The 15300-nt window shown below is 69.0% G+C and carries 13 protein-coding genes and 1 pseudogene; 10 read left to right on the forward strand and 4 right to left on the reverse strand.

What is annotated here, in order from left to right:
• The first annotated feature begins 349 nt into the window (after positions 1 to 349).
• From F0U63_RS44910 to F0U63_RS44920, 3 genes are all read left to right on the forward strand, one after another.
• The gene (locus tag F0U63_RS44910; RefSeq protein WP_395840931.1) at positions 350 to 1420 is read left to right on the forward strand and encodes a glycoside hydrolase family 5 protein; all 1071 of its coding nucleotides are present in this window, start codon (positions 350 to 352) and stop codon (positions 1418 to 1420) included.
• 259 nt (positions 1421 to 1679) lie between these two features.
• Positions 1680 to 2654, forward strand: a complete 975-nt coding sequence (locus F0U63_RS44915) for a hypothetical protein (protein WP_395840934.1) — start codon at positions 1680 to 1682, stop codon at positions 2652 to 2654.
• A 93-nt stretch (positions 2655 to 2747) separates the two neighbouring features.
• Positions 2748 to 3248 (forward strand): hypothetical protein, encoded by a 501-nt coding sequence (locus tag F0U63_RS44920; RefSeq protein WP_395840936.1) that lies wholly within the window; start codon positions 2748 to 2750, stop codon positions 3246 to 3248.
• Positions 3249 to 3297: 49 nt separating this feature from the next.
• Here F0U63_RS44920 and F0U63_RS44925 read toward each other — a convergent pair whose 3' ends face one another.
• Positions 3298 to 4077: an alpha/beta fold hydrolase gene (locus F0U63_RS44925; protein ID WP_395840938.1), complete on the reverse strand. Its 780-nt coding sequence runs from the start codon at positions 4075 to 4077 to the stop codon at positions 3298 to 3300.
• Positions 4078 to 4258: 181 nt separating this feature from the next.
• Between F0U63_RS44925 and F0U63_RS44930 the strand changes: the two genes are divergently transcribed.
• A complete protein-coding gene (locus F0U63_RS44930; RefSeq protein WP_395840940.1) occupies positions 4259 to 4726 on the forward strand; it encodes a MarR family winged helix-turn-helix transcriptional regulator in 468 nt (155 codons plus the stop codon).
• Positions 4727 to 4744: 18 nt separating this feature from the next.
• Here the strand turns inward: F0U63_RS44930 and F0U63_RS44935 are convergent, their stop codons facing one another.
• Entirely contained in the window at positions 4745 to 4909 is a 165-nt protein-coding gene (locus tag F0U63_RS44935; protein WP_395840942.1) for a hypothetical protein, read from the reverse strand.
• 260 nt (positions 4910 to 5169) lie between these two features.
• On the opposite strand from F0U63_RS44935, the gene F0U63_RS44940 reads away from it, so the two are divergent.
• The 4 genes and pseudogenes from F0U63_RS44940 (at position 5170) to nagZ (ending at position 9428) form a co-directional block, all read left to right on the forward strand.
• Positions 5170 to 5514, forward strand: a complete 345-nt coding sequence (locus F0U63_RS44940; protein ID WP_395840945.1) for an Rpn family recombination-promoting nuclease/putative transposase — start codon at positions 5170 to 5172, stop codon at positions 5512 to 5514.
• A gap of 244 nt (positions 5515 to 5758) precedes the next feature.
• Positions 5759 to 6871: pseudogene (locus F0U63_RS44945) on the forward strand (recombinase family protein); the annotation flags it as partial.
• Positions 6872 to 7373: 502 nt separating this feature from the next.
• Positions 7374 to 8156, forward strand: a complete 783-nt coding sequence (locus F0U63_RS44950; protein WP_395840947.1) for an Rpn family recombination-promoting nuclease/putative transposase — start codon at positions 7374 to 7376, stop codon at positions 8154 to 8156.
• 156 nt (positions 8157 to 8312) lie between these two features.
• Positions 8313 to 9428 carry a beta-N-acetylhexosaminidase gene (nagZ, locus tag F0U63_RS44955; protein ID WP_395840949.1) on the forward strand — a complete coding sequence of 372 codons (1116 nt, stop codon included), beginning with the start codon at positions 8313 to 8315 and terminating at the stop codon, positions 9426 to 9428.
• A 55-nt stretch (positions 9429 to 9483) separates the two neighbouring features.
• Here the strand turns inward: nagZ and F0U63_RS44960 are convergent, their stop codons facing one another.
• On the reverse strand, positions 9484 to 9939 hold the full coding sequence (locus tag F0U63_RS44960) for a hypothetical protein (RefSeq protein WP_395840952.1): 456 nt from the start codon (positions 9937 to 9939) through the stop codon (positions 9484 to 9486).
• Between the two features lie 190 nt (positions 9940 to 10129).
• Entirely contained in the window at positions 10130 to 10681 is a 552-nt protein-coding gene (locus tag F0U63_RS44965) for a hypothetical protein (RefSeq protein WP_395840954.1), read from the reverse strand.
• Between the two features lie 213 nt (positions 10682 to 10894).
• Between F0U63_RS44965 and F0U63_RS44970 the strand changes: the two genes are divergently transcribed.
• Positions 10895 to 11611, forward strand: coding sequence for a hypothetical protein (locus F0U63_RS44970; protein ID WP_395840957.1), 717 nt, complete (start codon positions 10895 to 10897; stop codon positions 11609 to 11611).
• Between the two features lie 49 nt (positions 11612 to 11660).
• Positions 11661 to 15296: a protein kinase gene (locus F0U63_RS44975; RefSeq protein ID WP_395840960.1), complete on the forward strand. Its 3636-nt coding sequence runs from the start codon at positions 11661 to 11663 to the stop codon at positions 15294 to 15296.
• Positions 15297 to 15300 lie beyond the last annotated feature (4 nt).

Below are 15300 nucleotides of genomic sequence, written 5' to 3' on the forward strand. Positions count from 1 at the left end.
CCGGCTATCGCACGCTCGCGCCCTACCTCCGGAGCCCCGGCCCGACGGGATTCCTCTCCACGGAGACGTTCCGCGATGGCCGTGCCGTTTCCCCGCACGGGAAGCCCCGGACAAGGTCGCGGACGCGGTGCTCGCGCACCTCGGAAACGCGCAACGGCGCACCGGCCCCTAACGCTCCCAAGCCGCCGACGAGTCGTCCGCTCCCCAAGTGGCGGCCCGATGGCCTGCACCTTCATCCATCCGCCAGGCAGACTCAAATCACTGGTAGTAATGATTTACCTAATTTGCTTGACCTCCTCTGGGATTGAGCTCACATTGCCCATCCCACAAGTTGGAGGCAAAACCACATATGAAGAACACCCGAATGATGGGCTGGCTCACCCTGGGGGCGTTTCTCTGGGGTTGCGGTGGACCGATCGAGGAGCAGTCCGTGGCTCAGGAGCCGGAGGCCCGCGCGAATGAGGCCACGCTGGCCGGACCCCTGCCCTACCGCGGGATCAACCTCGCGGGTGCCGAGTTCGGCTCGGCGATTCCGGGCACGCACGGCAAGGACTATATCTACCCGGATCCCGCCTACACGAACTACACCACGGCGGATTACTACATCACCAAGGGCATGACGACGTTCCGCCTGCCTTTCAGGTGGGAGCGGCTGCAGCGGACGCGGAATGCCGCGTTCGACGCCACGGAGTTGAGCCGGCTGAAGACGACGGTGAACCGGCTCACCGGCAAGGGCGCGACCGTCATCCTGGATCCGCACAACTACGCTCGCTACAACGGTGCCCTCATCGGCTCGGCTGTCCCCAACGCGGATTTCGCCGACTTCTGGACGCGCCTGGCCAACGAGTTCAAGGGCAACACGAAGGTCGTCTTCGGCCTCATGAACGAGCCCCACAGCATGCCCACGGAGCAGTGGTTGGGGGCGGCCAACGCCGCCATCCAGGCCATCCGCAACACCGGTGCCACCCAGCTCATCCTCGTGCCGGGCAACGCGTGGACCGGTGCGCACTCGTGGACGGGCAACTGGTACGGCACGCCCAACGCCACGGTGATGCTGCAGGTGAAGGATCCCCGCAACAACTACGCCTTCGAGGTCCACCAGTACCTGGACAGCGACTCCTCGGGCACCCAGGCCTCCTGTGTGAGCACGACCATCGGCGCGCAGCGGATGCAGTCCTTCACCAACTGGCTGCGCGCGAATGGCAAGAAGGGCTTCCTGGGAGAGTTCGCCGGCGGAACGGACTCGGTCTGCCTGAGCGCCCTCGACAACATCATCGACCACCTCGAGGCGAACTCGGATGTCTATCTCGGGTGGACGTACTGGGCCGGTGGACCCTGGTGGGGCAGCTACTTCTTCTCGCTCGAGCCGGCGAGCGGCGTGGACAAGCCCCAGATGAGCGCGCTGGGCAGCCACCTCTGACGGAGCCTCCCCCGCCGGACATCGTCCTGGCCTCTTCCGTGAGCTGGAAGGCTCCGAGGAGGCCAGGGCGGTACCTCACACCGTTGCGGGGCCAACTGGAGGGGCACTTCGGGCGGTGGCGTTGGGTGGTTCCACATGGTCCAGGCCACGAGGTGACTCTCCTTCCGCCAGACGACGGTGAAAGGACAGCGCCAGCGCGGTCCCCGCCAGGAAGACGAAGGCCGGACACACGTCCAGCTCCAGGGCATACACTCCCGCCATGGTTTCGTTCCCGGCTGACCCCGCTTCCTGGCCCTCCACCCTGGTGTTGCTGCTGCCCCTGGCGCTCGCCGCCCGCTCCAGGTCGCGGCCTGGAGGCAAGAAGCCGCCCCCTCCTCCCCCTAATCAGCGCTGGCTCTGGCTGCTCCTGGTAGGCGGAACCGTGGTGCTGATCGGGCTCGGCGTGTGGGCCTCCCGACCTCCCTCGCGCCAACCCTTCCAGCAGCCCTCCGGTGACGCCCAGGGACAGGCCTCCTTGGAGACCCCAGGCGTGTCGAAGGAGCAGTTCCGGGCCCAGTTGGCGCAGCTCTGCCCGCGCTTCGCCGCCATCAGCGGGGGCCAGGCCGAGCGGCCCTCCCAGCTGGCCGCGCAACTCATCAGCATGGAGTGCATGAGCCGGATGTGCGAGCCCCCGGCCGGCGTCGACGCGGGCGAAGCCTCCTCGCTCGTCAAGTCCTCACCGCTGTGCCAGGAGGTCCTCCCGCTCATCAGGGGAGAGCCCGGGATGGCGACAGTCACCCGCTCCTACCGACTGGCCTGTCCCGAGATCGCCGTGCCCTGGTCCGAACGCCCCTGGAGCCCCAGCACCGAGCTGGGCTTCTACACCGCCGTCCGGCCTTGTCTGGAGCGCATCTGCGAGCAGATGCTGTCGCCCCAGGGCATCCCCCCCAAGTACTGCACCCTCGCCGCGGACATCGCCGAGGGGCTCGGGGACGCGGAGGCCGTGGCCCGGCTGAGGCAGCGGGCCAAGGCGCTCCAGGCGCTCAACGCGGCGCAATGGCAGGAACTCCCACCCAAGCAGCGCGAGGTGGCGGAGACGGACCAGGACATGAGGGTCCTCGCCCGGCGCTGGGGCGAAGCCTGTGCCCAGGGGATGAGCAAGTACTGTGAGACCCTGGCCAAATACTGCCGCCTCGAGGGCTCTCCACCGGAGGTTTGCCCCGCCGGGGCCGACGCGGGGGCGGGCCCTCCCTGAGAGACACCGTGCACAGGTCCTCGCCCGGTCGAGGAGGTGGCTGCTCACGGGCAGGAAAGGCCGGCTCACAGCACCGGTGGAGCGTCTCACGGCATGGTCGAGACGCGCGCGCGTGCCGCTCCGTACCGTAGCGCGCACCCCAAGGCCGGACCTCTGGCCTTGCGCGACACCCACCCGGAGAACCTGATGAGCAAGACATTCCTCAGTGCGGTTCTGACCTTGACCCTGTCGGCGACCACCGCGAGCGCCGACCCCTACTGGTACGCCATTGCTCCCTCGGAGGACTGCAAGTGCGACGGGTTCCGCACCTACACCGGCTGGTTGACCGGTGTCCCCGAGGGCCAGTCCTCGACGGAGGCCTGCTACAACACTCCGGCGATCATCAACGGCCACTCCTTCAGCGGCGCGGACCGCTGCATCAAGTTCGGCATCCAGGTTGGCTACTTCGACGTCGGTGATGCGTCCTGTTCCTCTACCGGAACCGACCCGTCGCTCTGGAGCTGTTACCAGGATCCGGGGAGCACCGACCCGGCCTGCCAGATCTGCCACCGCAAGCTGAACTGCGACACCGGCCAGATCAAGCGCACCTGCTGAGCAGCCGACGGGTGGCAAAGAACTCGAGCAGGCGCGGCGCCCCGAGTGCTCAGCGTGCCGCGGACGACACCCCGCGCGCCGCGGAGTCGATCACGTCCGCGACCGCCTTGGGCTGGGTCAGGAACACCACGTGGCTGCCCTTCACCTCGGTCGTCCGGGCTCCGATCCGCCTGGCGGTCCGCCGCAGCAGCTCCGGCGCGATGGCTCCGTCCTCGGTCGCCACGATGAACCAGCTGGGTTTGGTCTTCCACGCCGCGGCCGTGACCTTGGCCTTGAGGGCGGCCATGGCGATCGGGACCTGGGAGTCGCGCAGGAAGGCGGCGTCCTTCTTGCTCACGTCGCCCGCGAAGCCAGCCCGGAACGTCTCGCCCTTCAGGAAGGCGAAGCCATCGGATTGCTCCTCGGGCACGAAGTTCGGCGGAGGGGGGATCTCCGCGTATTGATCAAGCGCGGACTGGCCGACCTCGGGCGCGAAGGCGGCGACATAAACGAGGCCCGCGACCTTGGGGTTTTCACCAACCTGGGTGATGACACTGCCTCCGTAGGAGTGACCCACCAGGATCGCGGGCCCGTCCTGACGGTTCAGGACCCGCTGGGTGGCGGCCACGTCGTCTTCAAACGACGTCAGCGGGTTCTGGACGATGCTGACCCGGTAGCCCCGAGCGGTGAGGACATCGTACACGCCGCGCCAGCCAGCGCCGTCAGCGAAGGCGCCGTGGACCAGGACCACGTTCTTGATGGGGGCCGGGTTGTCGGCGGGGGCAGCCACGGCGAGGCCGGCCACGAGCATGGCGGCGGCCGAGACGAGGGTACGAAGCGTGCGGTTCATGGTTCTGTCTCCTGTTCGAGAGGGGCAAATCCGTTGTCGTGACAACCCAGTTCGTTATCGCGATAAGCAAATAGGTACATCCGCCGACCGCCGCCGTCCACCAGAAAGTTATCGCGATATTATTTCTTGCGATAACGGAATAATCGAGTGATGATGTAGGGGAGGAAGGGAAGGAGCCGAGATGGACGAGGTCGAGAGCCCAGCGAGCCTGGACGAGCAGGTCTGCTACGCGATCTATTCCGCGAGCCTGGCGATCCAGCGCGCCTACAAACCGGTGCTGGACGAGCTGGGGATTACCTATCCGCAGTACCTGGTGCTGAACGTGCTCTGGAGCACGGACGAGCAGAGTGTGGGCCGCATCGCGGAACGTCTCGCCTTGGAGTCCAGCACGCTCACGCCCCTGCTCAAGCGTCTGGAGACGGCGGGCCTGGTGCGCCGGATACGCAATCCCGAGGACGAACGGCAGGTGCTGATCGCCCTCACCGAGAAGAGCCGCGCCTTGCGGACGCGAGCCGGCTGCCTGGGAGAAAGGCTGCTCTCGGCCTCCGGCATGTCGATGGACCGGCTGGCCCGGCTGAATGCCGAGGCGCGCGAGCTGCGCGACAGCATCTATCGCAGCATCGGCGGCTGGAGCCCGGGCGGCGACTAGACCGCGGCGCGCGCGTCTTCAGCGGCCCGTGGCCTTTCGCATGGCATTGATCATCTCCAGGGCCTTCTTCTTCTGCTCGGGCTTCACCTTGGCGAGCGCCGTCTCCAGCGCGTCCAGCTCCTTGTGGAGCTCGGCGCGCCCGTCCTTGTCGAGCTCGGTGATGTCGTCGTCCAGGACCAGCATCTCCGCGATCGACTTCAGGGCCTCCTCCGCATGCGGCCTGCGAAGGTGTCAGACGATTTGTACCCTGAGAAGGTGTCAGACGATTTGTACGGACGATTTGTAGAGACGATTCGTCCGACTCGGGCGGGCCAGGTGGAGGCTCCTCCCGGGAGAATGACGTCTCGCCAACGAGACGAAGGAGGGCGAACGCGGACGTCCACGGCCTGGTGGTTCCCCGCGGGGTGCGACTGGCCCGCTCCGTGCTGAAGGCACCGGGCGCCATGCCCGGACCTCATGACCTCTTCGCCCGCTATACCTTTGGCCGCCCCGAGCGCGCGGAGGCCGAGCTACGGGCCGTCCTGCCCGCCCATATCGTCTCCGCTGTGGACTGGTCGAGCCTGCGCCTGGAGCCCGGCAGCGTGGTGGACCCGGAACTGCGCGAGACGGAGAGCGACCTGCTCTTCACCGCCCGCCTGCGCACGGGCCGCTCGCTGCTGCTGTACGTGCTGCTGGAGCACCAGTCCTCGGTGGACGTCGTGAAGACGCAAACCAGAAAAACCTCATCCGCTTCTCGCTCCATCGCCGGGTCTTCACGCGCGCCAGGCGCTCATCTCCTTCGCGCGTAGCCAATCGGCCAGGCAGCCTCTGCTCTCAGCAACAGGGGTTCCCAAGCGAGCTGAATGGGCAAGCGTGTTTGGAAGGTGAAGTGGAATGCGCGTCCAGCGCCGGACGGCGAGGAGCGGCTGAGCAGGGCCATCAAGCTGCTGCTGGAGACAGCCCGCGGCGCCTCATCGGCAAGCGCGATAGGCCTCGGGGCCGCACCCTGCGGCCAGGAGGCAAGGGGCGTGGAGCACGCCCAGGAGGTGGGTCATGACGCAGAGGACGGCGCTGTATGCGCGCGTGTCGACGACGCGCCAGCAGGAGGACAGGACGGTGGCCGCGCAAGTGGCACTCCTGGAGAAGGCCGCTGAGAGCATGGGAGTGCTGGTGCCCGCCGAGCAGCACTACGTGGACGAGGGCTACAGCGGCTCACGCTTGGACAGGCCCGGCCTGGATGCACTGCGGGACGCAGCCGCTGACGGCCTGCTCGACCTGGTGCTGGTGTGCGCTCCGGACAGACTGGCACGCAACTACGTCCACCAGCAGATTCTCCTGGAGGAGTTGGGCAAGCGAGGCGTGCAGGTGCATTTCCTGGAGCGGCCCATCAGCCACAACCCCGAGGACCTGCTGCTGGTGCAAATGCAGGGCGTGATTGCCGAGTACGAGCGCACCAAGATTCTGGAGCGCACCCGCCGCGGGCGCCTGCACAAGGTCAGAAACGGGCAGATGCTGCCCTTCAACACTCCGCCGTATGGCTATCGGCTGGTGCGCACGCCCCAGCTGCCTCAGGGAGTCCTTGTCCAGGACGAGGTGGAGGCGGCGAATGTGCGGCAGATGTTTCAGTGGGTGCTGGAGGAAGACCTGAGTGCGCGCCAGGTCGCCAAACGCCTCAATGCCCAGGGCATCCGCCCACGCAAGGCGCGCCTGTGGTGCCAGTCGACGGTGTACAAGACGCTCACCAACCCGGCCTACGCGGGCCTGGCGACCTACAATAAACGCGAGCCGGTGGAGCCCACGCGGCCCCGGCACCCGGGTACGTACCGCAAGACCTACAAGAGCAGTAGCCGGGCTCGTCCCAAGGCACAGTGGCTGCAGGTGCCGGTGCCTGCCTTGGTGGAGCCGGCGCAACAGAGCCAGGTGCGCGAGCGTCTGGCGCACCACAAGCTGCTCAGCCCGCGCAATGTCCGCCATGAGTACCTGCTGCGCACCCTGGTGGTGTGTGGCCAGTGCGGTTGGAAGATGGCCTGCATCCGCCAGACCCGCAGCAGCCTCCCCTATGAATACTTCTACTACGCATGCTGGCGAAAATCGCCGACGGACACGGGCCGCCCCGAGCGCTGCACCGCCAGACTCGTCCGAGCCCTGGAACTGGATGCGGTGGTGTGGAAGGCGCTGTGCGAGTGGCTAAAGCAGCCCCAGATGCTGCAGAAGGAGGTGGAGACCTGGCAGCTGAGCCAGCAGAACGCTCAGGCTGCACACCAGGAGACTGCGCGGCTGGAGGGGGCGTGCCGACACCTGCAGGGACAGATAGACCGTCTCGTCGATGCCTACCAACAGGGCGCCATTGAGGTAGACGAACTCAAGGTCCGACGCCAGCGGCTGGAAGCCTCCCTTGAGGCGACTCGTGCTCGAGCCATGGCCCTGCAGGCACAGCATGCCGATGAGGCGCGCTTGAAGAGGCTGGGGGCCGACCTCGAGGCCTTCGCGGCAGCCATGCGCGATGGCTTGGAGGCGCTCGACTTCGCCGGACGCCAACGGCTCGTCCGCCTGCTCGTCGAGCGGATCGTGGTGAAGGGGGAGGATGTCACCATCGAGCACGCCATCCCCCTCTCCGGCCGTTTTATTGGTTTGCGCCTTCACGAGGGACCGGTGGATGGCGCTGAGGATGCTGCGCTACGTGGTGCGCCAGGTGGAGCGCTGGCGTCAGGAGCACCCGGAGTGCTCCCAGTTGCCAGTCATCCTCCCGCTGGTGATGTACCACGGACCGGAAGGGGCCTGGACCGCACCGCGGCGGGTGGAGGATCTGTTCGAGCTGCCAGGGAAGAACGAGGAGGAGCGGGAGTATTGGCGAGCGTGGGTGCCGCACTTCGAGTACCTGCTCGATGACCTGACGGTCGAGCGGGAAGAGGCGTTGAAGGCACGGCCGGGTCCTCCGCTGGTCCGGCTGGCGTGGTTGGTGCTGCGCTATGGGCGGACGGGGGAACTGGCGCGCAAGTTGCCGGAGTGGGTGGGCCTCTTCGCCCAGGTGCAGGCGGCGCCAGAGGGCGCCGAACATCTGAGGATGGTCATCCGTTACCTGCTGTGGACCGGGGACAAGGCCGTCCACGACAGCACGGGGCAGGTGCTACATTCAGTCCTGGATGAGCAACGCACGGAGGAGTGGATGCGAAGCTATGGTGAGGAACTCATCGAGCAGGGACGTCAGCAGGGCTTGGCGCGAGGCAGGGAAGAGGGTCTGGCGCGGGGGCTGAGCCGAGGACGTGCCGAGTCCATCCTGCGGATTCTCGCCATCCGAGGGATCCACGTGGACGAAGGAGCCCGGCAGCGCATCCTCGACTGCACGGACGTGGACACGCTCGACAGCTGGTTCGACCGGGCCCTCCAGGTCACGACCCTCTCCGAGGTGCTGGACGGCGGGGCACACGCGTCTCGGCGAAAGGACTCGTGACACGGCCTCCGCTCGCGTGCCTCTGACGAGGAAGCGGCGGGATTCGAACCCGCGCCCGCTCCCCTGTCCGCCCTCCCACGGGCCCTGACGAGCGGAGAACAGGCCGCGGGTTCTTCCCTGCCCAGGGAGCCGGGGGCGTGAGACAGTGCGGCCCCTATGAGCAACGCCAACGCGCTCTACCGGGACTGCGCCCGGCTCTTCATGGTGGGCTTTCCCGGCCCCCGCATCGACGACGACTTCGCCGCGCTGATGGACGACGGCCTCTTCGGCGCCATCCTCTTCAAGCGCAACGTGGGCACCGCCCAGGAGACGGCCGCCCTGTGCCGGGACATCAAGTCCCGCGCGGGCCGCCCCTTCATCCTCTCCGTGGACCAGGAGGGCGGCCGGGTCGCTCGGCTCCGGGGTGAGCCCTTCACCACCCTGCCCTCCATGCGCGAACTGGGCCAGCGCCAGGACCTCGCCCTGGTGGAGCGCGTGGGACGGCTGCTCGCGCACGAGCTGCGCGCGGTGGGCTTCGACTGGGACTTCGCGCCCGTGCTCGACGTGGACACCAACCCCACCAACCCCGTCATCGGCGACCGCAGCTTCAGCCGGGATCCGGACGAGGTGGCTCGCCTGGGCGTGGCCCTCGCACGCGGACTCGAGGCCGGCGGCGTGGCCTCGTGCGGCAAGCACTTCCCGGGACACGGCGACACCACCACCGACAGCCACCTCACCCTGCCCCGGCTGCCGCATGACCTGGAACGTCTGCACCGCGTGGAGCTGGTGCCCTTCCGCGCCTTCGCCCGGGCGGGGCTCGCCTCGCTGATGACGGCCCACGTGCTCTTCGACGCGCTCGACCCGAAGGTGCCCGCCACCATGAGCCCCCGCGCGCTCAACGGCCTGCTGCGCGAGGAGCTAGGCTTCGACGGAGTGCTGGTGAGCGATGACCTGGAGATGAAGGCCATCGCGGACCACTACTCGGTGGAGGAGGCCGCGGTGCAGGGCACGCTGGCCGGAGTGGATCTCTTCCTCGTGTGCCACCAGGCGGACGTGCAGCGCCGCGCCATCGAGGCACTGGTGCGCGCGGTGGAGTCCGGCCGCGTTCCCCGCGAGCGCATCGCCGAGGCCCACCGCCGCCTGGCCCGGCTCGAGTCCCGCTTCGCCCATGGCCCCGAGGATCGGCTCGCCACGCTCGGAAACGAGGAGCACCGCGCGCTCGCCCACGGGCTCGCCAGCTCCTTCAGCGGGAAGGATCCCACCGAGGTGATGCTGGCGTCCCGCCGGTCCTGAACGCCCGCCGGCTACTGCGCGGGCACCCCACCGGAGTTGGTGTTCGCCCCCCTTCTCACTTCTTGAGCTGGACGCTCGGGTAGATGGGCGTGGGCTGATCGCTGCCCGATGGGAGGCTTTGCGCCGCGGGCATCTGGTTGGTCGGTGCAATCACACTGCCCGTGGCGCCCAGATTCAGGTAGGGCGTCGTGCCCGGGAGCGGAGCGGGACCACTGCCTCCCATTCCAATCTCCTCGTTCTTGGACTGCCGTTGTCCGCGCAGGGCGCGCTCCCCCTCATCCATCAACAGGGTGCGATTGGGCGTGCCTTGCTTGTCGGGAGTCCGGGGATCGATGCTGGTGGGAATCTGCTGGATGGTGCCGTTGTAGAGGGACACCTTGGGGTCTCGCGTGAACCCCGGCTGGTAGGTGTCGTTTCCCGCCTGTTGCGGCAGCTTGGCGCAGCCCACGACTCCCGCCGCCGCCGAGGCCAGCACTCCCCACACCATCCACTTGAAGCCATTGTTGCGCATGTCGTCTCCAGGAATCGTTCGTGGTTGATCCACCCCGTGCGCGTGCACCGCCACGGCCTCGTGCCCCTTCTTCCAGAGTGGGCACCGGATTCATTCCAGACCACCGGGCGGAGGGCCGACGGACGCCCGCGCGTCCGCCTGGCCTCCCTGACGTCCCATGACGGACTCCGCCCGGGCGTACGGCGGGCCCTCAGTGGGCGCGGCGGGGAGCACTGTCGGGCGTCGAGAAGTTGCCCGGGGTTCGTGGCTGCGGCTGGTAACCCGCGCTCTCGGGAGCCAGGGCCTGGGTGGCACCCGAGGCCACCTCCACCGCGTAGATGCCCTGCACCCAGACGCCCTGGGCGTTGGCCTTGAGCGGCTTGCCCGTGCCCAGTTCCTGGGCCACCCGCGCCTCGAAGGGCGGAGGCGGATAGGACACCCGGAAGTCCTGCTTCAACCACTCGTCGTTCTGCTTGCCCTGGGGCTCGGCCGGAGACGTCGCCCGGGTGATGCCCGCGCCTCCCGACGCCGAGCCTTCCGCCACGTCCGCGTCACGCGATTCCGGAGAGGCCTCGGGCAGGTGCCGGGGCAGACCGGTGGTGGAACCCCGATTGCGCGGATCGTTCGCCTGGTGGCCCGGGACGGACATGTAGTCGTCCGGGGCCACCATCGCCCAGGAGCGTCCGTTGTCATCGCATCCCGCGAGCATCGCCGCCCCGGCGAGCGCACCGAGCAGCAGCCGCGTCATTCCTGTCTTCCGCATGAAGCCTCCCTGTCATCCCCTGTCGTGAAGAGAGGGATGCTCATGCGAGCGGAGGAGCGGTAGCGGCTGGCGGACGGGCACATCGTGGGCTCGTCCGCCCGGAAGCGCTCACGCTCCGTGAAATCGGACGTCCCGAGGAGCAGCCGAGCATGACGGCCCTGGCTTGCTGGAAGACCCCCTGGAACCCATGTTCGGCGCGAGGGGGAGGACGGAATGCCGCAACCGCTGATGGTGCTGCTGACGATGGCCAGCCTGGGAGCGACCGGACCCGAGGAGACCCTGGAGCTGTTGCGCAACACGGACGCGCTGGTGGTGCAGAACGCGAGTCCCCTGGAGGAGCGGCAGGTGCTGGGCGAGGTGTCGGTGGCCAATCGGACGAGGGAAGGCGAGGCGGGCTTCGTCCTCCATCCCCAGCTCCGGGTGGGCACGCCGTGGAAGGTGGAGCTGGGGGCGGGAGCGGAGGTGCACAACCCCGCCGGAGCCCAGGAAGGCACCACGGGAGCGGTGGGCGTCCATGCCGTGGGCCAGCTCGTCGAGGAGCAGCGGGTGCTGCCCCAACTGGCGCTGCGCGGCGAGGTGTTCAGCCCCCAGGGCGAGGAGGGCGTGAGCGCGGAGGCCTCCGTGCTGGCGACGAAGCAGTTCGGCCAGACGCGGCTGCACGGCAACGTGGCCTACCGGGCAACCCGGAACGCACCGGACGACTACCTCGTGGGACTCGCCGCGGACCATCCCCTCGGCGGCCGGCTGCTGTTGCAGGGCGACGCCTACTACCTGAAGCCGCTCGGCGAGGAGCCAGGCGCGTTGCACGCGAACGTGGGCGCGGGAGTGGGCGTGGGCTCCGCCTTCGTGGTGACGGGAACCGTGGGAGTCACCACGACGGCGCTGGACGTGTCCCCCCGGGTGCTGCTCGGTCTCGTTGGCCGCCTCTGAGACGCCCTCCCCATTTCGCCGGGCTCGGCGCCCCCTCTATGCTCGGCGGGTGAATCCACGAAGCACGGCTCCGGCCCGATACGAGGAAGAACTCCACTGCGCGCTGGTCGAGGGCATCGTCACCCGCGACCAGGTGGAAGCCCTGCGCGAGGAGGCGCTGCGCCTGGAGCGCAGCCCCCTGGAGTTGCTGCTCGAGCGCGGCCTGCTCTCCCCGGACACCCTCTCCGCGATGCGCGAGCAGACGGAAGAGCCGCCCGACACGGGTGAGCAGGACACCCCCGCCGAGGCGCCTCCCACCCAGCGGCCGGGCTCCTCCTCTCCTGGCTCGCCTTCGTCCTCCGAGCCCGTGTTCCCCCTGCCCAACTGGGACCGCTACCAGGCGGTGCGCTTCCTCGGCCAGGGCGGCATGGGCCAGGTGTTCCTCGCCTACGATCCCCGGCTGCGCCGCAACGTGGCCCTCAAGTTCGTGCGCGATGGCGCGCCCGATCTCGCCCAGCGCTTCCTGTCCGAGGCGCGTGCCCAGGCGCGCGTCCACCACGAGCGCGTGTGCGAGATGTACGAGGTGGGGGAGATTCAGGGCCGGGCGTTCATCGCCATGCAGTTCGTGAACGGGCGCCACCTGGGCCAGCTCGCCCGCGAGCTCACCCTGGAGCAGAAGCTGCTCGTCCTGCGCGACGTGGCCGAGGGCGTCCACGCCGCCCACCGCGCCGGCCTCATCCACCGCGACCTCAAGCCCTCCAACATCCTCGTCGAGCGCGCCGAGGACGGCGGCCTCAAGCCCTATGTCATGGACTTCGGCCTGGCGCGCGACTGGCACGCGGAGCACACGGCCACGGGTGACGTGCTCGGCACGCCGCACTACATGGCGCCCGAGCAGGCCCGGGGCGAGGTGGGCAAGTTGGACCGGCGCGTGGACGTCTACAGCCTGGGCGCCACGCTCTACCAGGTGCTCACGGGCGTGCCCCCCTTCTCCGCGGGCAACGCCCTGGAGCTGCTCAACCGCATCCAGACCGAGGAGCCCCTCACGCCCCGGCAGTTGGAGCCCGACATCCCCCTGGACGTGGAGGCCATCGTCCTCAAGTGCCTGGAGAAGGAGCGCTCGGCACGCTACGACTCGGCGCGGGCGCTCGCCGAGGACCTGGAGCGCTTCCTGTCCGGAGAGCCCGTGCACGCGCGGCGCGCGGGGCCTGGCTACCGGCTGGGCAAGAAGCTGCGCAAGCACCGGCTGGTGGTGGGCCTGGGCTCGCTGGCGCTCACGGGCGTGCTCCTGGCGCTGGGACAGGCGGCGAACACCCGCCGCGAGGTGGCGCTGCGCGAGCGCCTGGCCCAGCGCTTCACCGAGCGCGTGGAACGACTGGAGGCCCAGGCGCGCTACTCGGCGCTCTCGCCCCTGCACGACACACGCCCCGACCGGAGCGCCCTGCGCGAAGGAATGAAGGCGCTGGAGGAGGACATCCGCCAGGGAGGCGCGGCGGCCCAGGCTCCCGGCCACTACGCCGTGGGACGCACGCTGCTCGCGCTGGGGGACCCCGAGGGTGCCCTCACGCGGCTCGAATCCGCCTGGAAGGGCGGCTACCACGAGGCACGGGTGGCCTACGCGCTCGCGCTCGCGCTGGGCCAGCTCTACCAGGAGCAGTTGCGGGAAGTGAAGTGGATGAAGGACAGCGTCCAGCGCGAGGCCCGCCGGCGGGAGCTCGAGCAGCGCTACCGCGACCCCGCCCTCGCCTACCTCAAGCAGAGTCAGGGCACCGAGGCGCCCTCGCCTCACTACGTGGCGGCGCTCCTGGCCTTCCACGAGGGACGGCACGAGCAGGCGCTGAAGGAACTGGAGACCATGGGCACCTCCCACCCGTGGTTCCACGAGGCGCCCCTGCTGCGCGGCAACATCCTGGAGGCCCGGGCCATCCAGCGGCGCAACCAGGGCGACCGCGCCGGAGCACGGGCCGATCTCGAGGCCGCCCACGGGGCGTACACCACCGCCGCCGCCATCGGCGAGAGCGATCCCGCCGTGCACCGCTCCCTGGCGTGGTTGCACCTGGGCTCACTGATCCTGGAACTCTACGGCCCGGGAGAGATCCAACCGCACTACGAGCGGGGCATGGAAGCGCTCGCCCACGCACTCACCGCCGACCCGGAGGACAGCACGTCCCAGGTGCAACGTGCCCTCTTCCTGTTCCGGATGGCCGAGTTCCGCATGCAGAAAGGCGGCGAGGTGATACCCCTGCTGGAAGAAGGGCTCGCCGCCGCGCGCACGGCCCTCTCGCTCGCGCCCGGGAACAACCGGGCCCAGGAGGCACTCGGCTACATCCTGCGGCTGTGGGCCCGCTACCGGCAGGAGCATGGGGAGGACCCCCGCGAACAACTGCGTCAGGCCGTGGAGGCCTTCGAGCGGGTGGCGGTGCGTGACTACACGCTCCAGGTCGAGCTCGGCCAGATCTTCAAGGTCTGGGCCGACTACGAGGACCAGAGCGGAGGCGACTCCCTGGGCCACCGGGACCGGGCGATCCAGGCATTCCTCGCGGCCACCACGCTCGACGCCAACCGGCAGGAGGGTTGGGTCAATCTCGGGACGGCATACTTCAAGCGGGCCACCCATGACCGGGCCGTGGACGCGGATGGCGACCTGGAGCGGGCGCGCGAGGCGCTCGAGCGCTCGCGAAGCATCGATGCCGGCAACCCCGTCCCCTACTATTACGGGGCGCAGGTACACGAATGGCGGGCCCGGCGGATGTACAACCGCGGCGGCGACACCGCGCCAGACCAGGAGTTGGAACGAGCCATCGCGCTCTATCGCCAGGGACTGGCCATCAACACCAGGCTCGTCCAATTGCACAACGCCCTGGGCGGCGCGCTGCTGTTACGGGCGGAGCGGACCTGGGAGAAGGGAGGCAACGCCTTTCCCCTGCTCGACGAGGCCCAGGCGGCCCTCGAGCAGGCGCGGACCCAGGCCCCCCAGCAGGGCTTCGCCTACAACAACCTGGGCGAGGTGCACGCCTACCGGGCGCTCTTCCTGCGCCGACGGGGCGAGGACCCCTCCGCCAGCGTCAAGGCGGCCCTGGAGAACTATGCCCTCGCCCTCGAGCGCATTCCCAAGCAGGCCCAGTTCCAAGCCAACCTGGCCAAGGTCCACCACACCCAGGCCCTCTGGGCGCTGGAGCAGGGGAAGGATCCGAGCCCCTCGCTCGACCGGGCGTCGGAGGCGCTGAAGCAAGCGCTCGAGCTCCATCCCCGGATGGGCTACGCGCTGCACTACCAGGGCGAGGTCCAGGCGGTGCGAGCCCGGTGGCTCGCACGGAGGGGACAGGCGCGAGGCACGGACTTCGAACAGGCCGCGCGCTTCTTCCAACAAGCCATCGACGAGAACCCCGAGTGGCAACAGGACTCCCTGCTGGCCACGGGGCTGTTGAGCCAGGAGTGGGCGGCGTGGCTGGCGCGCACGGGAGGAGACCCCCTACCGGTGCTGCGCGAGGGACTGCGGCGGTTGGATGAGGTGCTGGCCGCTCATCCCCAGCAGGCCCAGGTCCATGCGGTACGCGCTCACCTGATGCTGACACTCGCCAGGAGGCTCGAGTCCCCCCAGGAGCGCGAAGCGCGAGGGAGCGAGGCTCGCGAGGAGTTGGCTCTGGCGCTCTCCCTCAACCCCAACCTCTCCCCGGAATGGGCCCCCCCGCGCGGTGCGCGCTGAGTGG

Origin of the sequence: Cystobacter fuscus, assembly GCF_044360685.1 — a bacterium.
Lineage (GTDB): Bacteria > Myxococcota > Myxococcia > Myxococcales > Myxococcaceae > Cystobacter > Cystobacter fuscus_C.